Origin of the sequence: Streptomyces zaehneri (assembly GCF_032248645.1) — a bacterium.
GTDB lineage: Bacteria > Actinomycetota > Actinomycetes > Streptomycetales > Streptomycetaceae > Streptomyces > Streptomyces coriariae.
Genome location: NZ_JASTTJ010000030.1, coordinates 22,366 through 39,386, shown reverse-complemented (window position 1 = coordinate 39,386; position 17,021 = coordinate 22,366). Strand labels below are relative to the sequence as shown.

Genomic DNA, 17,021 nt, shown 5'->3' with positions numbered 1-17,021 from the left:
CCGTGGGGACGGCGGAGTCGGCAGCGGGCACGAGGGAGGAGACCGTGGGAGGGGCTGAGAACGCCGTGGGGGCGGCTGAGAAGGCCGTAGGGGCGGCTGAGAAGGCCGTAGGGGCGGCTGAGAAGGCCCGGGGCGCGCCGGGTGATGCCCGCGTGCCAGATGTCCCCCGAGGCGTGCCAGATCCCGCCCGCGCGCCAGGTGACTCCCGAGGTGCGGCAGCAGACACCCAGCAGTCCCTGGGAGAAGCGCCGTGAGGGGCGTGGGGGGCGGAGATGGGGCCATGTGGGCCCGGGGCCTCGGTGGGCGGGTCCTCGGAGGGCGTCACGGGGACGCGGACCGCGGCTCCGCCACCGTCTGGAGTGTGGGTGCGATCGCCGTGCTGTGCGTGGTGTTCGCGATCGTGCTCGCCCTGGGACAGGCCGTGGCGGCCCGGCACCGTGCCGCCGGCGGCGCCGACCTCGCGGCACTGGCGGCCGCCGACCACGGGGCGGAGGGCGTCGCGCAGGCCTGCGACCGGGCGGACCGGGTGGCCCGGGCGCAGGGGGCGCGACTGGTGCGGTGCGTGGTCGTCGGCGGGATCTCGGACGTGACGGCGGCTTCCGGACAAGGGCTGTTCGCGGCCGAGGTCAGGGCGCGGGCGGGGCCTGCGGACGCGGTGCCGCCCCCGCACCTGCCCCCGCAGCCTCACCCGTCGCCGTCCCAGGACCCGACCTCGGCTCCGTCTCCGGGCCCGTCTCCGGCGCTGTCGGAGGCTCCCCCTCCTGGGTCTTCTCCTCGGGAGCCTCCCGCAGCAGTTCCGTGAGCAGACGAACGGCTCCCCTCTTGTGGAGTGGGTCGTTGCCGTTGCCGCACTTGGGGGACTGGATGCAGGACGGGCAGCCGGCTTCGCACTCGCAGGAGGCGATGGCCTGGCGGGTGGCGGTCAGCCAGGCGCGGGCCGTGTGGAAGGCCCGCTCCGCGAAGCCCGCGCCGCCGGGATGGCCGTCGTAGACGAAGACCGTCGGCAACAGGGTGTCGGGATGGAGGGGGACCGAGACGCCGCCGATGTCCCAGCGGTCGCAGGTCGCGAAGAGGGGCAGCATGCCGATCGAGGCGTGTTCGGCGGCGTGCAGGGCCCCGCCGAGGATCTCGGGGTTGATCCGGGCCGCGTCCAGTTGGTCCTCGGTCACCGTCCACCACACGGCGCGCGTGCGCAGTGTACGAGGAGGGAGGTCGAGTTTCGACTCGCCCATGACTTCACCGGTGATGACACGTCGACGCAGGAAGGAGACGACCTGGTTGGTGACTTCGACGGAGCCGTAGCACAACCGGCCCTGCCCCCAGGGGATCTCGACGTCCGTCTCCAGGACGGAGATCGAGGTCGTGTCGCGGGCCACGGTCGAATACGGGGGGCTGGCCTCCTCGACCAGGGCGACGGAGTCCTCCAGGTCCAGGGAACGCACGAGATAGGTGCGGCCCTGGTGGAGGTGGACGGCGCCCTCGTGGACGGCGGTGTGGGAGGAGCCCGCGTCGACCGTGCCGAGCAGCCGGCCGGTGCCGGCCTCGACGACCTGGACGGGCCGGCCGCCCTCGCCACGGATGTCCGTGAGGTCGGCGGCGCGTTCCCGGCGGGTCCAGTGCCAGGCCTTGGTCCGGCGGCGCAGCAGCTTCGCGGCCTCCAGCTGCGGCAGCAGGCCCTCGGCCTCGGGCCCGAACAAGGGCAGATCCTCCTCGGTCAGCGGGAGTTCCGCGGCCGCCGCGCACAGGTGCGGGGCCAGGACGTAGGGGTTGTCGGGGTCGAGCACGGTCGACTCGACCGGGCGGTCGAACAACGCTTCCGGATGATGGACCAGAAAGGTGTCCAGTGGATCGTCCCGGGCGATGAGCACCGCCAGCGCGCCCTGCCCGGACCGGCCCGCGCGGCCGGCCTGCTGCCACAGGGACGCGCGCGTGCCCGGGTAGCCGGCGATCAGGACGGCGTCGAGTCCGGAGACGTCGATGCCTAGCTCCAGGGCGGTGGTCGCGGCGAGGCCGAGGAGCTCGCCCGAGTGCAGGGCCTGCTCCAGGGCGCGTCGTTCCTCGGGGAGGTAACCGCCGCGATAGGCCGCGACACGCCGGGCGAGTGAGCGGTCGACCTCGGCGAGGCGTTCCTGGGCGATCACCGCGATCAGCTCGGCGCCACGCCGGGAGCGGACGAAGGCGACGGTACGTACGCCCTGGACGGCGAGGTCGGTCAGCAGGTCGGCGGTCTCGGCGGTGGCGGTACGCCGCACGGGTGCGCCCTTCTCACCCACCATCTCGGTGAGCGGGGGCTCCCAGAGGGCGAACACCAGTTCGCCGCGGGGGGAGGCGTCGTCGGCGACCTCGACGACCGGCAGGCCGGTGAGGCGCCCGGCGGCCACCGCGGGTTCGGCGGCCGTCGCGGAGGCCAGCAGGAAGACCGGGGAGGCGCCGTAGCGGGCGCACAGGCGGCGTAGCCGGCGCAGCACGTGGGCGACGTGGGAGCCGAACACGCCGCGGTAGGTGTGGCACTCGTCGATGACGACGTACTTCAGGGACTTCAGGAAGGAGGACCAGCGGGGGTGGGACGGGAGGATCCCGCGGTGCAGCATGTCCGGGTTGGTCAGGACGTAGTTGGCGTACTGGCGGATCCACTCCCGTTCCTCGAACGGGGTGTCGCCGTCGTACACGGCCGGTCGGACGGCGTTGCCCAGTGGTCGTGAAAGTTCCTTCACGGAACGGCACTGGTCCGCTGCCAAGGCCTTGGTGGGGGCCAGGTAGAGGGTGGTGGCCCCGCGGCCGTTCGGGGCCTCGGAGCCGTCCAGGAGGGCGGAGAGGACCGGTACCAGGTACGCCAGGGACTTGCCGGACGCGGTGCCCGTGGCGACGACCACGGACTCGCCGTCCAGGGCGTGCTCGGCGACCCGGGCCTGGTGGGCCCAGGGGTGTTCGATGCCGCAGGCCTGCACGGCCGCGATGACCTCGGGGCGAATCCGGTCCGGCCAGACGGCATGGCGGCCCGCACGCGGGGGCAAGTGCTCCGTATGAGTGATGCGCGACGCCCGGTTCGGTCCCGGGGCGAGCCGGTCCAGGACCGCGGCCGGGGACAGGCGGGGCACGGCCTCGGGCGAGGGTTGATCGGATCGGTGATTCTTGGCCATCGGCACCGAGTGTGTCACTGGCGTGACGGACAATGGGGCCAAGGCGTCGTGCACGCCTGCCGGTAAGTGATTGAATGCCATGGCGGCTGGCGTACCGTCCCGGGGACTCCTGCCCAGGTGTTCCGAGGGGCGACCGCTCGATAGCAAGGTGCTGGAGGATCCGTGGACCTGTCTCTGTCGACCCGTACCGTCGGCGATCGTACGGTCGTCGAGGTCGGTGGCGAAATCGACGTATATACCGCGCCCAAGTTGCGCGAGCAGCTGGTCGAGCTGGTGAACGACGGGAATTTCCACCTCGTCGTCGACATGGAGGGCGTGGACTTCCTCGACTCCACCGGGCTCGGCGTGCTGGTCGGCGGACTGAAGCGGGTGCGTGCCCATGAGGGCTCGCTCCGCCTGGTCTGCAACCAGGAGCGTATTTTGAAGATCTTCCGCATTACCGGTCTGACCAAGGTGTTCCCGATCCACACCTCGGTCGACGAAGCGGTCGCTGCCACCGACTGACCACGTCGTCCCGGGCCCGAGCGGCCCGGCACGGCTGGTTGAACAATGAGGGGGTCCGGGCTTGGTGGCCCGGCCCCCCGACAGCACGCCCGTAGTTCCGAGGGGGACGCATGGCCACCGTTGAACTCCGCTTCAGCGCGCTGCCCGAGCACGTCAGGACCGCCCGACTGGTGGCGGCAGCGGTGGCGCGCAGGGCCGGAGTGGACGAGGCCGTCCTCGACGAGGTCAGGCTCGCCGTCGGCGAGGCCTGCACCCGTGCCGTCGGACTGCATCAGACCGGTGGCATCACCGCGCCGGTGAAGGTGTCGCTGATCGAGGAGGAGAAGCAGTTCTCCATCGAGGTCGGCGACGAAGCGCCGCGCTCGGCGCCCGGTGACCGGGCGCCCGGCTCGGGCGCGGGCGTCGACGTGGAGGCCGAGGAGGACGAGATGGGCCTGGCGGTCATCAGCGGCCTCGTCGACGACGTCGAAGTCTCCGCGGGCGCGCACGGCGGGCTGATCCGCATGACCTGGCCGACCACGCCGGCGACCGCGACGCTGTCCTGACCCGAACCTCGCGATTCACTCACCCGAAGGGCCCTACCTCGTAGGGCCCTTCGGCATGTGCGGACCTCGGCGACCGCGCTTACAGTGGTTCCGTGAAATGAATCTTGGAATCTCGGTGCAGTGAATCTTGGTGTAGTGAATCTTGCCGCGAATATCGTGAATCAATTCACGAACCTGAATGCCTTGAAGCCATTACCGAGCGGGATCGTGCGAGTTTTGCATGCGAAGGCGGATTCCGCTTGCCGCACACTGTTTTGATCAGGTTCCGGTACCTACAATCCGTCCACATCTTGAGCTCAGCCCAAGCGTCAAGGAGGACGAATGGCGGGGCTTTCTACCCCTCATCGGTTGGACCACTCCACAACCTTCGCAGCCGCAGTGCTGACCGACGGCAATCGCCTGCTCGTGGTGGTCATCGCGGTCGTGGCCCTGGCCGCACTCGTGGTCGCGGGCGTACTGGTGCGCCAAGTGCTCGCGGCAGGCGAGGGCACCGACAGCATGAAGAAGATCGCGGCGGCGGTCCAGGAAGGCGCCAACGCGTATCTGTCCCGGCAACTGCGCACCCTCGGTGTCTTCGCCGTCGTGGTGTTCTTCCTGCTCTTGCTGCTGCCGGCGGACGACTGGAATCAGCGCGCCGGACGATCGGTGTTCTTCTTGATCGGCGCGGGCTTCTCCGCGGCCACCGGCTATATCGGCATGTGGCTCGCCGTGCGCAGTAATGTCCGCGTCGCCGCGGCGGCCCGGGAAGCGACTCCTGCGCAAGGTGAACCGGAAAAGGATCTCACCGCCGTCTCGCACAGGGCAATGAAGATCGCATTCCGCACGGGCGGCGTCGTGGGCATGTTCACGGTGGGGCTCGGTCTGCTCGGCGCCGCCTGCGTCGTGCTGGTGTACGCGGCCGACGCGCCGAAGGTGCTGGAGGGATTCGGACTCGGCGCGGCCCTCATCGCCATGTTCATGAGGGTGGGCGGCGGCATCTTCACCAAGGCCGCCGACGTCGGCGCCGACCTGGTCGGCAAGGTCGAGCAGGGCATTCCTGAGGACGACCCGCGCAATGCCGCGACCATCGCCGACAACGTGGGCGACAACGTCGGCGACTGCGCGGGCATGGCGGCCGACCTGTTCGAGTCGTACGCCGTGACCCTGGTCGCCGCGCTGATCCTCGGCAAGGCGGCCTTCGGCGACGCCGGGCTCGCCTTTCCGCTGCTCGTTCCCGCCATCGGCGTGCTCACGGCCATGGTCGGCATCTTCGCGGTCGCCCCGCGTCGCACCGACCGCAGTGGCATGACCGCGATCAACCGGGGCTTCTTCATCTCCGCGGCGATCTCGCTCGTGCTGGTCGCGGTGGCCGTCTTCCTCTATCTCCCCGGCAAGTACGCCGACCTCGACGGCGTCACCGACGCGGCGATCCACGGCAAGGACGGCGACCCGCGCGTCCTCGCCCTCGTCGCGGTGGCGATCGGCATCGTCCTGGCCGCGGTCATCCAGCAGTTGACGGGCTACTTCACCGAGACCACCCGCCGACCCGTGCGCGACATCGGCAAGTCGTCGCTGACGGGCCCCGCCACCGTCGTCCTCGCCGGTATCTCCGTCGGCCTCGAATCGGCCGTCTACACAGCCTTGTTGATCGGCCTGGGGGTGTATGGGGCCTTCCTGCTCGGCGGTACGTCGATCATGCTGGCGCTGTTCGCGGTGGCGCTGGCCGGCACCGGTCTGCTCACCACGGTCGGCGTGATCGTCGCCATGGACACCTTCGGGCCGGTCTCCGACAACGCGCAGGGCATCGCCGAGATGTCCGGTGACGTCCAGGGCGCGGGCGCGCAGGTGCTCACCAACCTCGACGCCGTCGGCAACACGACCAAGGCCATCACCAAGGGCATCGCCATCGCCACCGCCGTCCTGGCGGCGTCGGCGCTCTTCGGGTCCTACCGGGACGCCATCACGACGGGTGCGCAGGACGTCGGGGAGAAGCTCTCCGGCGCGGGCGCCCCGATGAGCCTGATGATGGACATCTCGCAGCCCAACAACCTCGTCGGCCTCATCGCGGGCGCGGCGGTCGTCTTCCTCTTCTCGGGGCTGGCGATCAACGCGGTGTCGCGGTCGGCGGGTTCCGTGGTGTTCGAGGTGCGGCGGCAGTTCCGCGAGCACCCCGGGATCATGGACTACAGCGAGGAGCCGGAGTACGGCAAGGTCGTCGACATCTGCACCCGGGACGCCCTGCGCGAGCTGGCCACCCCTGGGCTGCTCGCCGTGCTGGCGCCCATCTTCATCGGGTTCACGCTCGGAGTCGGCGCACTCGGCGCGTTCCTGGCGGGCGCGATCGGCTCCGGCACGCTGATGGCCGTCTTCCTCGCCAACTCCGGCGGCGCCTGGGACAACGCCAAGAAACTCGTCGAGGACGGTCACCATGGCGGCAAGGGCAGCGAGGCCCATGCGGCCACGGTGATCGGGGACACGGTCGGCGACCCGTTCAAGGACACCGCCGGCCCCGCGATCAACCCGCTGCTGAAGGTCATGAACCTCGTGGCGCTGCTCATCGCGCCCGCCGTGATCAAGTTCAGCTACGGCGAGGACAAGAGCATCGGCGTGCGGATCCTGATCGCGGTCCTGGCACTCGCGGTCATCGTGGTGGCCGTGTACATCTCCAAGCGGCGCGGGATCGCCGTGGGTGACGAAGACAACGCCGATTCTTCGTCCAAGTCCGCCGATCCGGCGGTGATTTCGTAGACCAGCCCACCGTGGCCCAGTTCAAGGGGCGGGCGGGTGGCGCGCGTTGTCGCGTCGCCCGCCCGTTGTGTTGAGTATGTGCCCGAGCCGTGAGCCTTCTCTCTCCTGGTGCAAATGGCTTTAATAATCCACATAGCGGACATTCGTTCTGGGGTTCTCGCCCGGTTGCCGTGTATGTTCCGGGGCCGAGAGCCATGGAAGGGACCAACCCGGTGAACAAGAAGCTCGCGGCCGTGATGTCCGGCGGTGCGGTACTGGTACTGGCGCTGACCGGATGCAGCAGCGACGACGACGGCAACAAGGAGCTCGACGCCTGGGCCAAGCAGGTCTGCGACGCGCTGCCTGCCCAGGACGCGAAGGTCGACGCGGCCAACGCCGCGATCAAGCAGGCCGCCACGGACAACAACGCTCCGGCGAACGTCCAGAAGACCGACTCGCAGGCCTTCCAGGACATGTCCGACGCCTACGGGGCGCTCGCCCAGGCCGTCCAGAAGGCCGGGACGCCGCCCGGCGTCGACGACGGCGAGAAGAAGCAGAAGGACGCCGTCTCGGCGCTCACCACCCTCTCCACCTCCTACGCGGGACTGAAGAAGCAGGTCGACGCGCTGGACACGAAGGACCAGGCGAAGTTCGCCGACGGTCTCCAGGACATCGCCACCGACCTCGGCGAGCTCAGCAAGAGCGGCAACACCGCGCTGAAGAACCTCGAGCAGGGCGACGTCAAGAACGCCATGGCCAACCAGGCCAGCTGCAAGAAGGTGGCCACCTCCGCCTCGGCCCGCGCGACGACCAGCTGAGGCCGCGCGGCTCAGAGCGATCCGGGGGAACGCGCGCCGAGTGGTGACGGGAGACAATGGGGGGCGTGAGTAACGCCACCCTCTCCCCCCTGCCCTCCGCCGACCGCCCCGACGTGGCCGCCCGGCTGCGCGAGGCGCTGCTCGCGGCCTCCTTCACCGCGGACGGTCTCCTCGACCTGCTCGGCGCACCCGCCTACGCCGCCCTGGCCCGCAGCGAGACCGTCCCCGCGCTGCGCGCGACCCGCGGGGACACGCCGCTGGAGACACTCGTCCGCCTCTTCCTGCTCCAGCAGCCCGTGCCGCACGCGCGCGTGGAGGAGTTCCTGCCCGTACGCGCGTGCGTGGAGAGCGGCTGGCTGGTCCCCACGGGTGAGGACGAGGTCGCCGCGACCGTGGACGTACGGCCGTACGGCGGGCCGGGCGGCGAGGACTGGTTCATCGTTTCCGACCTCGGGTGCGCGGTCGGTGGCGCGGGCGGCAGCGGAAGCGAAGGCGGCCAGGCGGACACCGCTGTCGTCCTCGGGGTCGGCGGCGCGTCGACGACCCTCGCCGGTATCACCGTGCGCATGCCCGTCTCCGCCGCCCTCGACCTCGGCACCGGCTCCGGCATCCAGGCGCTGCACGCCGCCCAGCACGCCACGCGCGTGACGGCGACCGACCTCAACCCGCGCGCGCTGCACATCACCGCGCTCACGCTCGCGCTGTCCGGGGCGCCGGCGGCGGATCTGCGCGAGGGCTCGCTGTTCGAACCGGTCCGGGACGACGAGACGTACGACCTGATCGTGTCGAATCCGCCGTTCGTGATCTCGCCGGGCGCCCGGCTGACCTACCGGGACGGCGGGATGGGCGGGGACGATCTGTGCCGCTCGCTCGTTCAAGGGGCGGGGGAGCGGCTGAGCGAGGGCGGGTTCGCCCAGTTCCTCGCCAACTGGCAGCACGTGGAAGGGGAGAACTGGCAGGACCGGCTCAGGTCGTGGGTGCCGCGCGGGTGCGACGCGTGGATCGTGCAGCGTGAGGTGCAGGACGTCACGCAGTACGCGGAGCTGTGGCTGAGGGACGCCGGTGATCACCGTGGCGACCAGGCCGAGTACCAGGCGCACTACGACACCTGGCTGGACGAGTTCGAGGCGCGCAAGGTCAAGGCCGTCGGCTTCGGCTGGATCACGCTGCGCAGGACGACGGCCGCGGAGCCCGTGATCACGGTCGAGGAGTGGCCGCACTCGGTCGAACAGCCGCTTGGCGACGCGGTCCTGGCGCACTTCCGACGGCTGGACTATCTGCGTGCCCATGACGACGCGGCTCTGCTCGCCGGGCGCTTCCGGCTGGTCACGGAGGTCGTCCAGGAGCAGGTCGGGCTGCCCGGCGCCGAGGACCCGGAGCACGTCGTGCTGCGCCAGCACCGCGGCATGCGCCGGGCCACCAAGGTGGACACGGTCGGCGCGGGCTTCGCCGGCGTGTGCGACGGCTCGCTCAGTGCGGGCCGGATTCTCGACGCCATCGCCCAACTCGTCGGCGAGGATCCGGTGTTGCTGCGGGACCGCACTCCGGCTCAGATCCGCCTTCTGGTGGAGCAGGGTTTCCTCGAACCGGCGGAGTGACCCGAGCGGATCCGGCCGTATCCGGCCGGATCCGGATGGCCCCGGATGGCCCGGACCGGCGGAGCCGGCTACCGGATGCCATCCGGAGCGTCACTCGGGGCGTCATGTGGGATGTCACCCGGGATGTCATCCGGAACACACATCGCCCGCGTCGTAGTCGGGAACATTGCCCGTGACGCCGTCCGGGGGTCCTCAGCGTCGTCGTCGGGGACATCGCACGTGACGCCGTGCGGGACGTCCTCCGTGACGCCGTGCGGGACGTCCTCCGTGACGCCGTGCGGGACGTCCTCCGTGACGCCGTGCGGGACGTCCTCCGTGACGCCGTGCGGGACGTCCTCCGTGACGCCGTGCGGGATGTCCTCCGGAACGTCTTTTGGTGCGCGGTCCGCTCGCGCCGCACCAGCCGCTCCCGCCCGTCTTTGCCCGCTCTCCATGTTTCCTTCGCGCTCGGCGCCGTTCGTCGAGATCGTATGCAATGTGAGCCGACCGACGCCGACGCCGACGACCACGACGCCGCCGCCGGCGGTGCAGACGGCGAAGTCGGCCGGATATGCCTGCACCCGGGTCGGTGTGCTCCGCCGCACTTCGGACCGCCCGGGCCTCCGCTGCGGGGGCGGTCGCCCGCGCCCCGACCGCACCCGCCCGACGGCTCGCCGGGGCCTCCGGCCCCATCCGTGACCCCGGCGTTCACCTCGGGTTCGCCGGGGCGCCGCCCGCGCGTGACAGCCTCCCGTGGCCGGGGCAGGTGCAGGCCGAGCAGCAGGGGCGGGGACGATCATGGAGAGCGGGCCGACGATCTTCACGGGAACGGTGTTCGCCCTGTTCGGGGCCGCACTGCTGATGTGGACCACGATCCGGGTACGACACCGTGAACCCGTGGCCCAAGATGTGAGCCCCGTCGCATCGGCGACCCTGGCGACGCTGGCCTCCGTCGGCGCGCTCGCCGTCGGGGTGTGGTGCTTCACCCGGCTCTGAAGCCGCCTCCGTGCCCACCTGTGGAAGTGCCTACGAGGCCGACTCCGAGGCCGCCTTCACGGATCTCGCCGGACGGCCGTTCGAACCGCGTGATCGTGGCCGCGCCGGTAAAGGGGAAGACGCGTTCCGGTCGTACGGAAAAGGGCCGGTCGGTACTCCGGGCGGCAGGAATGGCGGTAGTCGGGTTACCGTTCGAGTGGCCGTTGCGGGCTTTTCCCGTTTGACACGGGGGCGGGATGTACCGTCACACTCCGCAGCGTCACCATGACCCGACCCCGGGAGCAAGGCCTGGGTGAGGCCCCAGCGTCGACCGGAGAGATGAGCGAAGTTGTCCCCGACCAGCGAGACCGCGAAGGGCGGCCGCCGACTCGTGATCGTCGAGTCGCCTGCCAAGGCGAAGACGATCAAGGGTTACCTCGGCCCCGGCTACATCGTCGAGGCCAGCGTCGGGCACATCCGTGACCTTCCCAACGGCGCCGCGGAGGTGCCGGACCAGTACACGGGCGAGGTCCGCCGTCTCGGTGTGGACGTCGAACACGACTTCCAGCCGATCTATGTGGTCAACGCCGACAAGCGGGCGCAGGTCAAGAAGCTCAAGGATCTCCTCAAGGAATCCGACGAGCTCTTCCTCGCCACCGATGAGGACCGCGAGGGCGAGGCGATCGCCTGGCACCTCCAGGAGGTCCTCAAGCCCAAGATCCCGGTCAAGCGGATGGTCTTCCACGAGATCACCAAGGACGCGATCCGGGCCGCCGTCGCCAACCCGCGCCAGCTCAACCAGAAGCTCGTCGACGCCCAGGAGACCCGCCGCATCCTCGACCGTCTCTACGGCTACGAGGTCTCGCCGGTCCTGTGGAAGAAGGTCATGCCGCGCCTGTCGGCCGGCCGTGTCCAGTCCGTCGCCACCCGTCTCGTCGTGGAGCGGGAACGCGAGCGCATCGCGTTTCGTTCTGCTGAGTACTGGGACCTGACGGGCACCTTCTCGACCGGCCGCACCGGGGACGTGTCGGACCCGTCGTCGCTGGTCGCGCGCCTCCAGACCGTCGACGGCAGGCGGGTCGCGCAGGGTCGCGACTTCGACTCCCTGGGACAACTCAAGAGCGCGAACATCCTCCACCTCGACGAGGCGAACGCCCGCGCCCTGGCCGTCGCCCTCGAGAACACACGGTTCGCCGTCCGGTCCGTCGAGTCGAAGCCCTACCGTCGCTCGCCGTACGCCCCGTTCCGTACGACGACGCTTCAGCAGGAGGCCAGCCGCAAGCTCGGTTTCGGCGCGAAGGCCACCATGCAGGTCGCGCAGAAGCTGTACGAGAACGGCTACATCACGTACATGCGTACGGACTCCACGACGCTGAGCGAGACGGCGATCACCGCCGCCCGCGCCCAGGTCACGCAGCTGTACGGCGCCGACTACCTGCCGCCCCAGCCGCGCACGTACGCCGGCAAGGTCAAGAACGCGCAGGAGGCGCACGAGGCGATTCGCCCGTCGGGTGATCGTTTCCGCACGCCCGCCGAGACGGGTCTGACCGGCGACCAGTTCAAGCTCTACGAGCTGATCTGGAAGCGGACGGTCGCCTCCCAGATGAAGGACGCGACCGGCAACAGCGTCACGGTGAAGATCGGCGGCCTCGCGGCCGACGGCCGGGACGTCGAGTTCAGCGCCTCCGGCAAGACGATCACCTTCCATGGCTTCCTGAAGGCGTACGTCGAGGGCGCCGACGACCCGAACGCGGAGCTGGACGACCGTGAGCGCCGGCTGCCCCAGGTCGGCGAGGGCGACCCGCTGACCGCCGAGGAGATCACGGTCGACGGGCACGCCACCAAGCCCCCGGCCCGCTACACCGAGGCCAGCCTGGTCAAGGAGCTCGAAGAGCGCGAGATCGGCCGCCCTTCGACGTACGCGTCGATCATCGGCACGATCCTCGACCGCGGTTACGTCTTCAAGAAGGGCACGGCACTCGTGCCGTCCTTCCTGTCCTTCGCCGTGGTCAACCTCCTGGAGAAGCACTTCGGCCGTCTGGTCGACTACGACTTCACCGCGCGGATGGAGGACGACCTCGACCGCATCGCCCGCGGTGAGGCGCAGGCCGTGCCGTGGCTGAAGCGGTTCTACTTCGGCGAAGGCGCGGGCCACGGCGGCGCGGCCGAGGCAGGCAACGGCGACGGGGACCACCTCGGCGGCCTCAAGGAGCTGGTGACCGACCTGGGCGCGATCGACGCGCGTGAGGTGTCGTCGTTCCCGGTGGGCAACGACATCGTGCTGCGGGTCGGGCGCTACGGCCCCTACATCGAGCGCGGGGAGAAGGACGCCGAGGGCCACCAGCGGGCGGACGTGCCCGAGGACCTGGCCCCGGACGAGCTGTCCGTCGAACTCGCGGAGGAGCTGCTCGCCAAGCCGAGCGGCGACTTCGAGCTCGGTGCCGACCCGGAGAGCGGCCACCAGATCATCGCCCGGGACGGCCGCTACGGCCCGTACGTCACCGAGGTGCTTCCCGAGGGCACCCCGAAGACCGGCAAGAACGCCGTGAAGCCGCGTACGGCCTCGCTGTTCAAGTCGATGTCGCTGGACACGGTGACGCTGGCGGACGCCCTCAAGCTGATGTCGCTGCCGCGTGTCGTCGGCGCCGACGCGGAGGGCGTGGAGATCACCGCGCAGAACGGCCGCTACGGCCCGTACCTGAAGAAGGGCACGGACTCGCGGTCCCTCCAGACCGAGGACCAGCTCTTCACGATCACCCTCGAAGAGGCGCTGGAGATCTACTCCCAGCCCAAGCAGCGTGGCCGGGCGGCCGCCAAGCCGCCGCTGAAGGAGCTGGGCACGGACCCGGTCAGCGGACAGCCGGTCGTCGTCAAGGACGGCCGCTTCGGGCCGTACGTCACCGACGGGGAGACCAACGCGACCCTGCGCTCCGGTGACAGCGTCGAGGAGATCACCCCGGAGCGCGGCTTCGAGCTGCTCGCCGAGAAGCGCGCCAAGGCACCGGCCAAGAAGACGGCCAAGAAGGCGCCCGCGAAGAAGGCGACGGCGAAGAAGGCGGCCCCGGCGAAGAAGACGGCCGCCAAGAAGACCGCCGCGAAGACGACCACGGCCAAGAAGACGACGGCGAAGAAGACGACGGCGAAGAAAGCGACGGCTTCCCCGGCTTCGTCGGAGGAGTGATCGCACGGCTGATCGCACGGCCGGCACCCGGCTGGTCACCTGACGGATCGGGTGCCTGAGGGATCGGGTGCCTGACGATCGAGTGCCTGCCGGTACGACCGGCCGGACGTCTGATCGGCGACGGAGCCCGTCACCGTTCCACCACGGCGGTTCGTCAAACCAACGCCCCGGCATCACTTTGGTGTCGGGGCGGTCGCACGCGTGGACGGGGGCGACAGGGTGTCAGTCGCGGCCGATAGGCTGAAAGCATGACGCGAGCCGAGCAGCCAACGGCCCACCACCCGGCACCGGACGACGCCTTGGTGGCGGACTCCCGCGAGCGCGCTGTGCGCGCCCTGTTGCGCGAGCCGCAGCTCAAGCGGCTCTGGAGCGCACAGCTGGTGAGCGGGGTGGGTGACACCCTCGCACTCCTGGTGTTCGTCCTCCTCGTCCTCCAGGCGGCCATCGTGGAGGGCTCCTTCGGGGGCGGCTACCGCGGCGTGGCCTTCGCGGTGGCGACCGTCTTCGCGGTGCGGATTCTGGCCACCCTCCTCTTCGGTGCCGTCCTCCTGGGCCCACTGACCTCATTGACCTCGCCGGACGGCCCGCTCGACCGCCGCTGGACCATGGTCGGCGCGGACGGTGTGCGCGCCGCGCTGCTGATCGTCGCGCCGCTGTGGATCGACTGGACGCCGGACGACGCGCTGGCCCTGCTGCTCGTCACGGTGTTCGTGACCGGGGTGGCCGAGCGGTTCTGGACGGTCGCCCGCGAGAGCGCGTCCCCGGCCCTGCTGCCCGCCCCGCCGCTGGAGGGCGCGACCGTCCGGCCGTTGCCTGACCACATGGACGCCCTGCGCCGCCTGTCGCTGCGCACGGGCTTCGTGACGATCCCGCTGGGCGCGGCCACGCTGGTCGTCGCGGCACTGTTCAACAATCTTCTGGGCGCCGGGATCGACTGGTTCGGACAGCACCAGGCGGCCCTCGCCTCGTATGTCGCCGGAGGGCTCTTCGCCGGGTCGCTGTCCATCGTGACCTTCCTCGAACTGCCCGGACTGCGCACCCCGCGCGCGCGGTCGCCGCTCGAGGGGCTGCGCCGGCCCAGGACCGCCACCGGCGTCGACGCGGGCCGCACCGGCGCGATCCCGCTGCTGGTCCTCGCCTGCGCCGCCGTCGCCGGGGCGATCGCCGCCGCCGTCGCCGTGGCCGTGCTGCACGCCAAGGACCTGGGCGGCGGTCCGGTCATGTACGGGTTGTTCGTGCTCGCGCTGACCGGCGGGGTCGTCGTCGGCGTCCGTACGGCGCCGAAGGTGCTGGTGTCGCTGTCGCGGCGTCGGCTGCTCGCGCTGGCCATCGCCTTCACCGGCGTGGCGCTGCTGGCCGCCGGGCTGGTCCCGGACGTCACCAGCGTGCTGCTGATCCTGGTCCTGGCCGGCGTCGGCGCGGGCGTCGCCGCCAACACCGGGCACGCCCTGCTCGACCAGGAGACCGAGGAACACCGCCGGGCGCGGACGACGGAGCACCTGCACGCCGTCGTACGGGTCGTGGTGGCGCTGGGCGCGGTGATCGCCCCGCTGGTGGCGGCGCTCATCGGGCCGCACCGGCTGGAAAGCGGCAAGTTCGTCTTCGCGCACGGCGGGGCGGCGTTCACGCTGATGCTCGTCGGCGCGCTGCTGCTGCCGGTGGCCGCGCTGGTGCTGGCCAAGGTCGACGACCGTTCCGGCGTCCCCCTGCGGCAGGACCTGCGGGACGCGCTGCTCGGCGGCGACGACCCGGTGCAGACCTCGGTCGGGACCGGCTTCTTCATCGCCCTGGAGGGCGGTGACGGCGCCGGAAAGTCCACCCAGGCCGAGGCGCTCGCCGAGTGGATCAGGGCCAAGGGCCACGAGGTCGTCCTCACGCGGGAGCCGGGGGCCACGCCCGTGGGCAAGCGGCTGCGTTCGATCCTGCTGGACGTCTCCAGCGCCGGGCTCTCGCACCGCGCGGAGGCGCTGCTGTACGCGGCGGACCGCGCGGAGCACGTCGACACGGTCGTGCGGCCCGCTCTGGAGCGCGGCGCGGTCGTCATCACCGACCGGTACATCGACTCGTCCGTGGCCTACCAGGGCGCGGGCCGCGACCTGTCCCCGACCGAGATCGCGCGGATCTCGCGCTGGGCGACGAACGGCCTGGTCCCGCATCTGACGGTCCTGCTGGACGTGTCGCCGGAGGCCGCCCGCGAACGGTTCACGGAGGCGCCGGACCGGCTGGAGTCGGAGCCGGCCGAGTTCCACACGCGCGTGCGCTCCGGTTTCCTCACGCTGGCCGCCGCCGACCCGGGCCGCTACCTGGTGGTCGACGCGGCCCAGGAGCCCGAGGCGGTCACGACCGCCGTCCGGCACCGGCTCGACCAGCTGCTGCCCCTGTCCGAGGCCGAGATCAAGGCCCAGGAGGAGGCGCGCAGGAAGGCCGAGGAAGAGGCCCGCCGCAAGGCCGAGGAGGAGGCCGCCCGCAAGGCCGAGGAGGAGCGCCTGGAGCGCGAGCGCCAGGAGCAGCTCGCCAAGCTGCGCGCCGAGGAGGAGGAGCGCAAGCGGCGCGAGCTGGAGGAGGCGCAGCGGCGCGAGGCCGAACGGCAGGCCGAGGAGGCGCGGCTGCGCGCCGAGGAAGCACGCAGGCGTGCCGAGGAGGAGCGGGTCCGGCTCCTCGCGGAGGAGAAGGCCCGCGCCGAGGAGGAGGCCCGCCGCAAGGCGGAGGAGGAGCGGCGCCGCCGGCAGGCCGAGGAGGAGGCGCGGCTGCGTGCCGAGGCCGATGCCCGGCGCCTGGAGAAGCAGCGGAAGGCCGAGGAGGCGCTGCTGCGGGCCGAGCAGGCCCGGCGCGCGGCGGAGCAGGCCGCCGCCGCGGCTCAGGTCGGACCCAAGCCGGCGCGCCCCACGGCGACCGCGGCTTCGGCGGCTCCGGCGGTCCCGCCGGAGGCGGTGACCGTGCCGACGCCGGTGGTGACTCCGACGAACGCGTCGGGCGGGCCGGTGGACGAGACGGCGGTGCTGCCGCCGATCCGCATGGACAAGGAGCCCGAGCAGCCCTCCAGGACGTCCGGCAACGCGTCCGGATCCGGGGAGCGGCAGGGCTCCGCGGGCGGTGCCGACGCCGAGGTGACGGCCGAGCTGCCGCAGCCCTCGATTCCGCCGGGGGCCGCGGACGAGACGGCGGTCCTGCCTCCGGTGCGCGGCGACGGCTCCGAGGACGAGACGGCCGTGCTGCCTCCGGTGCGCGACGAGAGCCCTGCCGACGAGACGGCCGTGCTGCCTCCGGTCCGGGACCAGAACCCGTCGGACCGGGTGCCGCCGGGGTACTTCCGCGACGAGCGCGACGAACAGGGCGAGCTGGGCCAAGCGCGGCCGGACGGGGCCGACGACCGTACGCGCGAGCTGCCGCAGGTCGACGAGGAGGGCACGCCCCGCCAACGCCCCCGGCCGGACTGGGCCGAGGAGACCCCGCTGGACGATCTGCCGACGCTGGCGGACGAACTGCTGGGCCCGCGCCGGGACGAGGACGGGAACGACGAGGGCCGCGGGCGGGGCCGACGCCGCTGAGCGTTCCGGCACCGCCGGTCGTCCCGC

At 71.3% G+C, this 17,021-nt stretch carries 10 protein-coding genes and 1 pseudogene; 9 read left to right on the top strand and 2 right to left on the bottom strand.

Going from position 1 to position 17,021, the window contains the following annotated elements; all coding sequences use genetic code 11:
- Positions 1 to 280: 280 nt before the first annotated feature.
- Positions 281 to 586: pseudogene (locus tag QQM72_RS35690) on the top strand (Rv3654c family TadE-like protein); the annotation flags it as partial.
- Between the two features lie 40 nt (positions 587 to 626).
- Here QQM72_RS35690 and QQM72_RS35685 read toward each other — a convergent pair.
- Complete coding sequence (locus QQM72_RS35685; RefSeq protein WP_314224944.1) at positions 627 to 3,221, bottom strand: DEAD/DEAH box helicase; 2,595 nt, start codon at positions 3,219 to 3,221, stop codon at positions 627 to 629.
- A gap of 81 nt (positions 3,222 to 3,302) precedes the next feature.
- On the opposite strand from QQM72_RS35685, the gene bldG reads away from it, so the two are divergent.
- From bldG to QQM72_RS35660, 5 genes are all read left to right on the top strand, one after another.
- Positions 3,303 to 3,644, top strand: a complete 342-nt coding sequence (bldG, locus tag QQM72_RS35680) for an anti-sigma factor antagonist BldG (protein WP_009189842.1) — start codon at positions 3,303 to 3,305, stop codon at positions 3,642 to 3,644.
- 110 nt (positions 3,645 to 3,754) lie between these two features.
- Positions 3,755 to 4,189, top strand: a complete 435-nt coding sequence (locus QQM72_RS35675) for an ATP-binding protein (protein ID WP_314224943.1) — start codon at positions 3,755 to 3,757, stop codon at positions 4,187 to 4,189.
- 321 nt (positions 4,190 to 4,510) lie between these two features.
- Positions 4,511 to 6,916, top strand: a complete 2,406-nt coding sequence (locus QQM72_RS35670; protein WP_314224942.1) for a sodium-translocating pyrophosphatase — start codon at positions 4,511 to 4,513, stop codon at positions 6,914 to 6,916.
- Positions 6,917 to 7,110: 194 nt separating this feature from the next.
- On the top strand, positions 7,111 to 7,713 hold the full coding sequence (locus tag QQM72_RS35665) for a small secreted protein (protein WP_314224941.1): 603 nt from the start codon (positions 7,111 to 7,113) through the stop codon (positions 7,711 to 7,713).
- A gap of 56 nt (positions 7,714 to 7,769) precedes the next feature.
- Complete coding sequence (locus QQM72_RS35660) at positions 7,770 to 9,311, top strand: DUF7059 domain-containing protein (RefSeq protein ID WP_399079851.1); 1,542 nt, start codon at positions 7,770 to 7,772, stop codon at positions 9,309 to 9,311.
- Positions 9,312 to 9,379: 68 nt separating this feature from the next.
- On the opposite strand, the gene QQM72_RS35655 is transcribed toward QQM72_RS35660, so the two are convergent.
- Entirely contained in the window at positions 9,380 to 9,871 is a 492-nt protein-coding gene (locus QQM72_RS35655) for a hypothetical protein (protein ID WP_314224939.1), read from the bottom strand.
- A 217-nt stretch (positions 9,872 to 10,088) separates the two neighbouring features.
- Between QQM72_RS35655 and QQM72_RS35650 the strand changes: the two genes are divergently transcribed.
- The 3 genes from QQM72_RS35650 (at position 10,089) to tmk (ending at position 16,994) form a co-directional block, all read left to right on the top strand.
- Positions 10,089 to 10,286, top strand: a complete 198-nt coding sequence (locus QQM72_RS35650) for a hypothetical protein (RefSeq protein WP_314224938.1) — start codon at positions 10,089 to 10,091, stop codon at positions 10,284 to 10,286.
- A gap of 328 nt (positions 10,287 to 10,614) precedes the next feature.
- A complete protein-coding gene (gene topA, locus QQM72_RS35645) occupies positions 10,615 to 13,446 on the top strand; it encodes a type I DNA topoisomerase (RefSeq protein WP_314224937.1) in 2,832 nt (943 codons plus the stop codon).
- A gap of 248 nt (positions 13,447 to 13,694) precedes the next feature.
- Positions 13,695 to 16,994 carry a dTMP kinase gene (gene tmk, locus QQM72_RS35640; protein WP_314224936.1) on the top strand — a complete coding sequence of 1,100 codons (3,300 nt, stop codon included), beginning with the start codon at positions 13,695 to 13,697 and terminating at the stop codon, positions 16,992 to 16,994.
- Positions 16,995 to 17,021: the final 27 nt, after the last annotated feature.

What these genes read in the sequence shown, in the direction of transcription:
- QQM72_RS35685 (WP_314224944.1), bottom strand. Translation starts at nt 3,221, where the DNA reads ATGGCATTCAATCACTTACCGGCAGGCGTGCACGACGCCTTGGCCCCA.
- QQM72_RS35675 (WP_314224943.1), top strand. Translation starts at nt 3,755, where the DNA reads ATGGCCACCGTTGAACTCCGCTTCAGCGCGCTGCCCGAGCACGTCAGG.
- QQM72_RS35670 (WP_314224942.1), top strand. Translation starts at nt 4,511, where the DNA reads ATGGCGGGGCTTTCTACCCCTCATCGGTTGGACCACTCCACAACCTTC.
- QQM72_RS35665 (WP_314224941.1), top strand. Translation starts at nt 7,111, where the DNA reads ATGGAAGGGACCAACCCGGTGAACAAGAAGCTCGCGGCCGTGATGTCC.
- QQM72_RS35660 (WP_399079851.1), top strand. Translation starts at nt 7,770, where the DNA reads ATGGGGGGCGTGAGTAACGCCACCCTCTCCCCCCTGCCCTCCGCCGAC.
- QQM72_RS35650 (WP_314224938.1), top strand. Translation starts at nt 10,089, where the DNA reads ATGGAGAGCGGGCCGACGATCTTCACGGGAACGGTGTTCGCCCTGTTC.
- tmk (WP_314224936.1), top strand. Translation starts at nt 13,695, where the DNA reads ATGACGCGAGCCGAGCAGCCAACGGCCCACCACCCGGCACCGGACGAC.